Raw genomic sequence first — 9,221 nt, forward strand, 5'->3', positions numbered from 1 at the left:
GGTCAGGAGCGCTGCGCGCGTGCCCGCCGTACGGCCCGGGTGACCACGGGGGGCAGCAGGTCCTTGGCGAGCCGGCGGGCCCGGGACGGGGCCGGCCGGGCCGGGCGCGCCGCGCGGGACTCGGCGACAGGCGCGGCCGGGGCACTGGCCGGCACCGGTGCCACGTAGTGCCGCGAGGGCGGGAAGGCCGGCGGCTTCATGCCCCTGGACCGGGCGCGGACCAGCCGGTGCCCGGCCGCCTCCTGCACGCTCAGCCCGACATCCGTGCGCTGCCGCAGCATGTCGAGCAGCTCCTCCTGGACCGGCTCCGGGTCCCCCCAGGTGCCGTACAGCTTCTGCGTGCTGAGGCAGACCGGGCGCAGGCCGCGGTTGAGGACGGCCTCCCAGGCGGCGACCGAGACACCCGGCGTGTGCTCGGAGCGGAAGTCGTCGAGGACGACGATGCCCTCGGGCATCAGGATGTCGTGGGCGGCGCCGATGTCGCCGTACACGTGCTCGTACAGGTGCGAGGCGTCGACGTGGACGAAGCGGCAGCTGCCCGGGGCCACCTTCCCGGACACCACCGAGCTGGGGGCCGGGATCACCGTCGGCAGCGTGTCGTGGAAGGAGAGGTAGTTCCGCTCGAAGGCCTGCTGGGTGAGTGTGGCGTACGACTTCGTGGACTCCGCCTTGTTGGCCTCGTCCGGGGCGTCGCCCTCGAACAGGTCGCAGACCGTGAACTTCTCGCCGTCCTGGAGGTGGTGGCCGAGGAGGATCGCGCTCTTGCCCATGTAGACGCCGAGCTCCAGCAGGTCGCCGCTCATGCCCTGCTTCTGCTGCCGCTGAAGGAACCAGGTGAACAGCATCTGGTCCAGCGGCGGGAACCAGCCCGGGACGTCGGCGAGTTCGCCGGGGTACGTGTCGGTCGCTTGTGCGTTGGTCATGAGACGAGCCTTCTCTCTGAGCGTTGCCCAAACCGACGGTGGGTTGAACGTCCCGTGAACAGCTCAGCGGGCCTTGGCCAGCAGGGCCCGCAGCCGTGGCGTCAGCGGCTTCTCCACATACTTGTTCAGCAGCCAGGCCAGCAGCAGCATTGACGCCACCGTCAGGGAGAAAGTCGCCGCCGATGGCAGATCCAGACCGCGGTGCAGCGCGTGGATCACCACCCAGCCGAGGTGCTCGTGGACGAGGTAGAACGGATACGTCAGCGCCCCGGCCACCGTCAGCCAGCGCCAGTTCGCCCGGCGCAGCCAGCCCAGCGCGATCGCCGCGACCGCGACGAAGCCGAAGGTCACGACGAGCATGATGCCGAGCGAGGAGCGGTACGAGAAGCCGCCCGCGTCGGGGGCGTGCCACAGGCTCTGCACCGCGAAGTGCTGACCGATCAGCCAGCTCACGGCGACGATGCCCCAGCCGTAGGCGTCCCGCCGGTCCAGGTGGACGAGGTAGAGGCCGACTCCGCCGATGAAGAAGGGGGCGTACTCCGGCATCACGACGATGTCGAGCAGCGGCATCTTCGCGTTCTGCGCGATCACCGCCGCCAGCGTCCAGCCGGCACAGAACATGATCACCCGGCGGCGGTTCGCCCCGGGGAGCACGACGCACAGCGCGAACAGCGCGTAGAAGCGGACCTCCGCCCACAGCGTCCAGCACACCCCGAGCACTCGGTCCACGCCCAGCGGCATCTGCAGCATGGTCAGGTTCACCAGCGCGTCGCTCGGCGAGACGGCCTCGTAGGCCACCACGGGCAGCGCGAACACCGCCGTCACCAGCACGACCGCCACCCAGTAGGCGGGCAGCAGCCGGGAGGCGCGGGAGGCGAAGAACGCCTTCAGCGGCCGGCCCCAGCCGCTCATGCAGATCACGAACCCGCTGATCACGAAGAAGACCTGGACGCCGAGGCACCCGTAGGCGAAGAACTCGTGCAGCGTCGGGAACTGCTGCTTGGGCGAGCTGCCCCAGGCCTGGGAGACCTCACCGTCGCGCCCGCCGTAGTGGTAGGCCGCCACCATCAGCGCGGCCACCAGCCGCAGTCCGTCCAGGGCCCGCAGCCGGCCGCCGGAGTCCTTCCGGCGCGGTGGGACGGTCGTCGCGCCCGGTGGTTCGACCAGCACGGCGACCGGGGGCCGGGGCTTACGGGTGCTGACGACCGTCTCCGTCACGCTGAAAACCTCTGTAGCTCGTATGTCCTTCACCTGAGCCGCCTGTGGGCGGGCAGGGCGCCGAATGTCACCCTAGGACCGAGGTTGACGCTAAAACGTTCGACGGAGACAGCCTTCGCCTGCCGGTCTCCACGGGTTCATCTGGATGTCGCCGTGCCCGGCCGCCGGGCACACCTTCTTCAGCGGCGCACCGCCTTGCGCAGTGCCCGTGCCCGCCGGACCACCCGGCGCGCCGTGGAATTGCGGGGCAGGAAAGCCAGCCGCTGCGGAATACCGCCGGGCAGTCCGAGCGAGGTGAGCCGGCGCTTCTTGAAGTAGCGCCGGGTGCGCGGACCGAGATGGCGGGAGAGGAACGCCTCCGCCCGCGGGCGCAGGTCCGGATAGATCTGCGGCTGCATGGTGAAACCGACGGCGGTCACCAGGTCGGACAGCAACTCGGCCCGCAGCAGGTCACCGTCCTCGCCGCCGTCCAGGCCGGGCAGCAGCGCGTCCGCCAGGGTGGTGGGGATCCGGTTGCTGTTCTGGTACGGCGTCAGCCGCTCCAGCAGCAGCTCGGTGCCGATGCGCGCGACCGGCAGCTCGTAGAACACCGAGGCCGTGAACAGCGCGGTCGAGAAGCAGCCCACGACCAGCGCGGGCCTGGCCCGGTCGAACAGCACCTCGGCCAGCACGGGCGTGTCCAGCACCGTGAGGTCCACGCCGAGCTTCTCGGCCTCGGTCTCCAGGGCGCGGCTGTAGCGGGCCGGTGCGGTCGGGTGCGGCTTGAAGACGACCGTGCGGTGGCCGCGGGCGACCGCGCCCCGCATCATCCGCACGTGCAGGTCCTCTTCCTCCTCGGGGGAGAGGATGTTCAGCGCCGACAGGTACTGGCCGAGCAGCAGCGCCGCGTCGCCCGGCAGGTCGGGCAGCTCGGGCACGGTCTCGGTGACCTCGCCCAGCACCTTCAGGAACGCGGGCGACGGCACCAGCCGCGCCGGTACCTCGAACTCGGTCAGCAGCATCGGCGTGAGCCCCGGTACCAGGTCGAGGTGCAGCAGCCGCCGCACGCGCGTGCCGACCAGCGGGTCGAGCTTGTTGCGCGTGGGGCCGTAGCTCATCAGCCCGTCGGCGTAGACGTCGATGGGGGCGTCGGTGAACAACTGCGCCACCGTGAGGGCGGGCGCGACCTGGATGGACTCCAGCACCAGGCTCACCCGGTCGTCGCCGAGGCCCCACAGCATCCGCAGATAGCGCTCGAAGAGCGGGATGTCGTCCGAGCGCGGCGTCCACGCCCCGGGATGGAACGGGCGGATGGCGTCGTTCCAGGACAGCACGTCGTCGAAGTGCTCGCGCAGCGGCGCGAAGCCCGGCATCTCGTCGAGGGCCGGGGTGGTCTCCGGGGTCGCGGAGTTGTTGAACACCAGCAGCACCCGGCGGTCCGGCTCCTCGAACAGGTCCGAGTCGATCGCCGCGGCCAGGGTGGCGACGCCGTACAGCGTCGAGGCGCAGAAGATCTGTGTGGTCCCGGGCATCAGGCGGCCGCTCCCGCCGGGGTGACCCTGCGCCGCAGCCGCCGCAGCTTGGACGAGCGGTCCATGTCCATGGCCTCCAGTGCGTCACCGAGCGCGTCCTGCGGCATGCGCTTGATGGCCGCCGCGCTCATCGACCGCAGCTGCCTCGCCACGGCCGGTTCGAACCTGTCTTCGTTGGAAAGGTGGTGCGCGATGATCGCGCAGTACGTCCGTACGGCCTTCGGCAGCAGCCGGTCGGCCTCGTGGTCGGCGGCCGTCTCCTCGATCACCTGGTCGAAGGCGCGGATGAAGTCGAGCTGGCGGACATCGCCGATCTGGGTCAGCGACGAGGACACCCCGCGCCGGTAGAACACGCCCAGCAGGCTCACCACGGCGAACGACTCCGCCTCGCGGTGCAGCTTCCAGATCCACGGCCGGTCCTCGGCCGTGCGCAGCCCGTCGGTGAAGTGCAGCAGGCCCCGGTCGAGGAGGCGGCGGTGGTAGGCGCCGGCCCAGGCGTAGGCGTAGTCCACCGAGGTCGAGCGGTGGGCGGGGAGGATCGCCTCCCGCGGGTCGAACGCCTCCCAGCGCCGGCCGACCGGGACCCGGTGCACGGAACGGGCGCGCGCGGTGGCCTGCACATGGTCGGTGCGGACGAAGTCGCAGCCCAACTCGTCCAGCGCGGACACCAGTTCGGCGAGGTAGCCGGGGGCCAGCCAGTCGTCGCCGTCCAGGAACGTCAGGTACTCGCCCTGCGCCGCGTCCAGGCCGGTGTTGCGGGCGGTGGCGAGACCCCCGTTCTCCTCGTGTCGGATGTAACGCACCTGCGTGACATCCGAAAGGTCCTCGGCGGCCCGTTCGAGAATGGCGGGTGTTCCGTCCTTCGAATGGTCGTCGACCAGGATGAACTCAAAATCGCGGTCGGCGTTCAGCCGAAGGCTTCTGAGGGTGTCCGGGGCGAATTGCTGCACGTTGTAGAACGGCACGATCACGGAAAGCTTAGGCACCCGCGAAACGTTAGGAGGCTGTCCGGCTCCGGAACTTTCCGGTGCCCATACACTGGGTGAACTCAATGTGTCAGAACGGTGCACCCCGTGTACTTCCCCGTTCGCCACGGGCCAGTTCGGCTCCCGGTGGCGCGTTGTTAACTTTTCGTTGAGTCGCGGTTCCGCCATACCTAGGAATTGCTTCCTAGCGTCGTCGACGTGCCAGCAAGTACACCGAAGCGCCCGCGAATCGCCGTCCTCGCGGACTCCGACACCCGCTGGAAATGGGGTGCGCTCACCGCGCACCGCATCGCCCCGGGACAGTCCATGGAAACCGGACCGCGCGAGAGCGCGCAAGTCGGCCCCGCCCTCGACGGATTCCTGCTGCGCGGCCGGGCCACGCCCACGCCGCGCCAGCTGGAGGAAGTGGGCGTGCGCGCCGACTCCCTGCGGGAGGTCACCGCCGTCGAGTTCCTGCGCACCATGGCCGAGGAGCCCTACGACGTCCTCGTCCTCGCCCTCGTCGGCGGCGGTGTGCAGGCGATGCTGCACGGCCTCGGGCGCGCCTGGGAGAACCGGACCGCGCGGCCCGTCGTCGTCACCGGCTACGTCGGTGTCGTCTACGAGAAGCTCGCCGACGGCCTGCTGCTGCGGCACGGCGCGGACCTCGTCCTCGCCAACTCCCGCCAGGACGCGGACCGTTTCCGGGCCGTCTACGAAGGCGTGGGCGCCGACGCCTCCTCGGTGACCGAGGTGGCCCTGCCGTTCCTCGGCGGAGCGCCGTACGAAGGGGAGCACGACCCCTACACGGTCGTGTTCGCCGCCCAGCCCTCCGTCCCGGAGAGCCGCAAGGACCGTACGTACCTGCTGGACCGGCTGGTGCGGCACGCCCGCAAGCACCCCGAGCGCGAGGTGCTGCTGAAGCTGCGCTCCAAGCCGGGCGAACACACCACCCACATCGAGGAGTTGCCGTACCAGAAGCTGGTGCAGCGCCTCGATCCGCCCGCCAACTTCCGCCTGGTCTACGGAAACATGGGCGAGGTCCTCGACCGCACCGACCTGCTCGTGACGGTCAGCTCCACGGCCGCCCTGGAGTCGCTGCACCGCCGGATCCCGACCGTCGTGCTGAGCGACCTCGGCATCCGCGAGTCCCTCGGCAACCACCACTTCGTGGGCTCCGGCTGCCTCGCCTCCTGGGACCAGCTCGACGCCGGGCACCGGCCGGCGCCCGACGAGGAGTGGGTCGCCCGGCAGGGCGTCGTGGCCGACGGCTCCTATGAATCCGCCTTCGACGCGGCCCGCGAACGCATCGCCAAGCTGCTCGACCGGCCCGGCGGCCTGCCGCCGCTGGCCCCGTACTACACACCCGTCACCGCGCCCGGCTATCTGCCCGGGATCCTCGCCCGCCACCACCTCGGCCCGGACGGCACCCCGCTGCCCGGCGCGCCGGCCGCCGACCGGGAGCCCGGACCGGTCCGGCAGATCGTGCGCCGGGCGGCGCGCGGCGCCTACCGGCACGGCGTGCAGCGCGTGGCGCCCGTCATCCGGCGGATGGGGGAGCTGTGAGCCGCCCCGAGTCCTCCGCCCAAGGAGCCCAAGGAGTACACCCCATGTCCCAACCCGAAGCGGGCCGAGGTGCCTCGGTGCGCCGCGTGCTCGCGGTGATCCCCGCGCGCGGCGGCTCCAAGGGCGTCCCCGCCAAGAACCTCCTCCCCGTCGGCGGCGTCCCGCTGGTGGCGCGGGCCGTGCGCGAGTGCCGCGCCGCCCGGCTCGTCACGGACGTCGTGGTCTCCACCGACGACCAGGCCATCGCGGCCGCCGCCCGCCAGGCCGGCGCCGAGGTCGTCCTGCGGCCCGCCGCCATCGCCGGCGACACGGCCACCTCCGAGGCCGCCGTCCTGCACGCCATGGACGCGCACGAGGCCCTGCACGGGGCGCCGGTGGACGTGGTCCTGCTCGTGCAGTGCACCAGCCCCTTCCTCGTCCGCGAGGACATCGACGGGGTGGCGGGCGCGATCGCCGAGAACGGCGCCGACACCGCGGTGACCGTGGCGCCCTTCCACGGCTTCGTCTGGCGCGACGCCGACGACGAGGCGGCGGCCGGTTCCGTAGCGGAGCCCGACGCCGCGGCCGGCGGCGGCTACGGCGTCAACCACGACAAGTCCTTCCGCCCCCGCCGCCAGGACCGCCCCCAGGACCTGCTGGAGACCGGCGCCGCCTACGCCATGGAGGCGGCCGGCTTCCGCAAGCACCAGCACCGCTTCTTCGGCCGGACCGAACTGGTCCGCACCGACGCCGCACGCGTGCTGGAGATCGACGACCCGCACGACCTCGCCCGCGCCCGGGCCCTCGCGCCGCTCTTCGACGCGGACCGCCCCGGCGCGCTGCCGACCGCCGACGACATCGACGCGGTCGTCCTCGACTTCGACGGCACCCAGACCGACGACCGGGTGCTGGTCGACTCCGACGGACGGGAGTTCGTCTCCGTACACCGCGGGGACGGACTCGGCATCGCGGCCCTCCGCAGGAGCGGCCTGAAGATGCTGATCCTGTCCACGGAACAGAACCCTGTGGTCGCCGCCCGGGCCCGGAAGCTCAAGCTCCCGGTGCTGCACGGCATCGACCGCAAGGACCTCGCGCTGAAGCAGTGGTGCGAGGAGCAGGGCATCGCGCCGGAGCGCGTGCTCTACGTCGGCAACGACGTCAATGACCTCCCGTGCTTCGCCCTCGTGGGCTGGCCCGTGGCGGTCGCGAGCGCCCACGACGTCGTGCGCGGCGCCGCACGCGCGGTCACCGCCGTCCCCGGCGGCGACGGCGCGATCCGAGAGATCGCCAGCTGGATCCTCGGCCCCTCTCTCGATTCCCTCACCAAGTAAGGACATCTCTGCCATGAGCACCAACTCCCGTATCCGCCGGTTCGGCACGCGCGAGGTCGGCCCGGGCCGCCCGGTCTACGTCTGCGGTGAGATCGGCATCAACCACAACGGCGAGCTCGAGAACGCCTTCAAGCTGATCGACGCCGCCGCCGAGGCCGGCTGCGACGCCGTCAAGTTCCAGAAGCGCACCCCGGAGATCTGCACCCCGCGCGACCAGTGGGACATCGAGCGCGACACGCCCTGGGGCCGGATGACCTACATCGACTACCGCCACCGCGTGGAGTTCGGCGAGGACGAGTACCGCGCCATCGACGACTACTGCAAGTCGAAGAACATCGACTGGTTCGCCTCCCCGTGGGACACCGAGGCCGTCGCCTTCCTGGAGAAGTTCGACCTCCCCGCCCACAAGGTCGCCTCCGCCTCCCTCACCGACGACGAGCTGCTGCGCGCCCTGCGCTCCACGGGCCGCGCGGTGATCCTCTCCACCGGCATGTCGACCCCGAAGCAGATCCGCCACGCGGTCGAGGTCCTCGGCTCCGACAACATCCTGATGTGCCACGCCACGTCGACCTACCCGGCCAAGGCCGAGGAGCTCAACCTGCGCGTCATCAACACGCTCCAGCAGGAGTACCCGAACGTCCCGATCGGCTACTCCGGCCACGAGACGGGCCTGCAGACCACGCTGGCCGCCGTCGCGCTGGGCGCGGTGTTCGTCGAGCGTCACATCACGCTCGACCGCGCCATGTGGGGCTCGGACCAGGCCGCCTCCGTGGAGCCGCAGGGCCTCACCCGCCTCGTCCGCGACATCCGCACCATCGAGGCCTCCCTCGGCGACGGCGTGAAGAAGGTCTACGAGTCCGAGCTGGCCCCGATGAAGAAGCTGCGCCGCGTCGCCGGTGTGGTCGCCGAGGCGGAGATCGCCGACGCCGCGGGCGAGCCGGTAGGCGTCTGAGCGCAGTACCCCCCACACCCCCCTTACGACGGGACGGTCGTACGTCGATGAGCCCCCGCGCCGGGAACGCCGGCCCCCACACTCTCGCGTTCGTCGAGAGTCCGGTACAGCTGCTGAACGTGCTGGAGTGGGCGCACGCGCATGCGCCCGGCGTGGGGCTCACCCTCGTGGTGCTGTCGCCCGTCGACCCGATGACGCGCGGCCAGTTGCGGCGGATGTCCGACCTGGCCCGCGACGAGGGGCACGAGGTCCGCTGGGAGGAAGCGCGCGGCGGGCCGCTGGCGCCCTTCCAGACCATCGGCGGCCTGGCCGGCCTGCTCCGCAGGGCGCGCCGGATCGTGCTGGGGGACCCCTTCTCCCGCTACGTGCAGCTGCTGCTGACGATCACCCGGGCCCGTGACCTGGTCGTCGTCGACGACGGCACGGCGACCATGGAGTTCGTCGGCCAGCTGGCCCGGGGCGAACGGCTGGTGCGCTGGCACCGCAAGGGCGGCCGCCCCGGCCCGCGCGACCTGATCTTCGCCCCGGTGTCGGCGTCGGCCCGCCGCCGCCTGACCCCCGGCGGCGATCGCCACGTCGAGATCTTCTCCTCCATGCCGATGGACCAGACCCCGGCGGGCGTGACGGTCAACGCCAACTCCTTCGCCTGGACCCGGTCCCGCTTCGGCCCGCCCCGCATCACCAAGGGCGCGGACGGCCTCCAGGTAGTGCTCGTCGTCGACCACGCCCGTCTCCACCAGGGACGTGCCCACCATGTCCGCGCCCTTGGTGATGCG

At 71.5% G+C, this 9,221-nt stretch carries 8 protein-coding genes; 4 read left to right on the forward strand and 4 right to left on the reverse strand.

The features are described 5' to 3' along the window. Positions 1-2 precede the first annotated feature (2 nt). The 4 genes from CCL05_RS16430 to CCL05_RS16445 form a co-directional block, all read right to left on the reverse strand. On the reverse strand, positions 3-923 hold the full coding sequence (locus CCL05_RS16430) for a class I SAM-dependent methyltransferase (protein WP_086561253.1): 921 nt from the start codon (positions 921-923) through the stop codon (positions 3-5). Positions 924-986: 63 nt separating this feature from the next. Continuing rightward, positions 987-2,141 (reverse strand): acyltransferase family protein, encoded by a 1,155-nt coding sequence (locus tag CCL05_RS16435; RefSeq protein WP_107400470.1) that lies wholly within the window; start codon positions 2,139-2,141, stop codon positions 987-989. A gap of 179 nt (positions 2,142-2,320) precedes the next feature. After that, a complete protein-coding gene (locus tag CCL05_RS16440; protein ID WP_086561254.1) occupies positions 2,321-3,652 on the reverse strand; it encodes an alpha-2,8-polysialyltransferase family protein in 1,332 nt (443 codons plus the stop codon). Next, a complete protein-coding gene (locus CCL05_RS16445; protein ID WP_086561255.1) occupies positions 3,652-4,638 on the reverse strand; it encodes a glycosyltransferase family 2 protein in 987 nt (328 codons plus the stop codon). Before CCL05_RS16445 ends, CCL05_RS16440 begins: the two co-directional genes overlap by 1 nt. Before the next feature lie 198 nt (positions 4,639-4,836). Between CCL05_RS16445 and CCL05_RS16450 the strand changes: the two genes are divergently transcribed. The 4 genes from CCL05_RS16450 to CCL05_RS16465 form a co-directional block, all read left to right on the forward strand. After that, complete coding sequence (locus tag CCL05_RS16450; protein WP_086561256.1) at positions 4,837-6,183, forward strand: DUF6716 putative glycosyltransferase; 1,347 nt, start codon at positions 4,837-4,839, stop codon at positions 6,181-6,183. Positions 6,184-6,227: 44 nt separating this feature from the next. Continuing rightward, entirely contained in the window at positions 6,228-7,493 is a 1,266-nt protein-coding gene (locus CCL05_RS16455) for an N-acylneuraminate cytidylyltransferase (RefSeq protein ID WP_086561257.1), read from the forward strand. A gap of 13 nt (positions 7,494-7,506) precedes the next feature. Continuing rightward, on the forward strand, positions 7,507-8,445 hold the full coding sequence (locus CCL05_RS16460) for an N-acetylneuraminate synthase family protein (RefSeq protein ID WP_086561258.1): 939 nt from the start codon (positions 7,507-7,509) through the stop codon (positions 8,443-8,445). Between the two features lie 47 nt (positions 8,446-8,492). Next, a partial coding sequence (locus CCL05_RS16465; RefSeq protein ID WP_483025073.1) for a ferritin family protein occupies positions 8,493-9,221 on the forward strand: 729 nt, incomplete at its 3' end.

The sequence above is a fragment of the Streptomyces africanus genome, from assembly GCF_002150735.1.
Taxonomy (GTDB): domain Bacteria; phylum Actinomycetota; class Actinomycetes; order Streptomycetales; family Streptomycetaceae; genus Streptomyces; species Streptomyces africanus.

Bases quoted from the DNA above. Each gene is read 5' to 3' on its own strand.
- CCL05_RS16430 (WP_086561253.1), bottom strand. From the start codon at position 923: ATGACCAACGCACAAGCGACCGACACGTACCCCGGCGAACTCGCCGAC.
- CCL05_RS16440 (WP_086561254.1), bottom strand. From the start codon at position 3,652: ATGCCCGGGACCACACAGATCTTCTGCGCCTCGACGCTGTACGGCGTC.
- CCL05_RS16455 (WP_086561257.1), top strand. From the start codon at position 6,228: ATGTCCCAACCCGAAGCGGGCCGAGGTGCCTCGGTGCGCCGCGTGCTC.
- CCL05_RS16460 (WP_086561258.1), top strand. From the start codon at position 7,507: ATGAGCACCAACTCCCGTATCCGCCGGTTCGGCACGCGCGAGGTCGGC.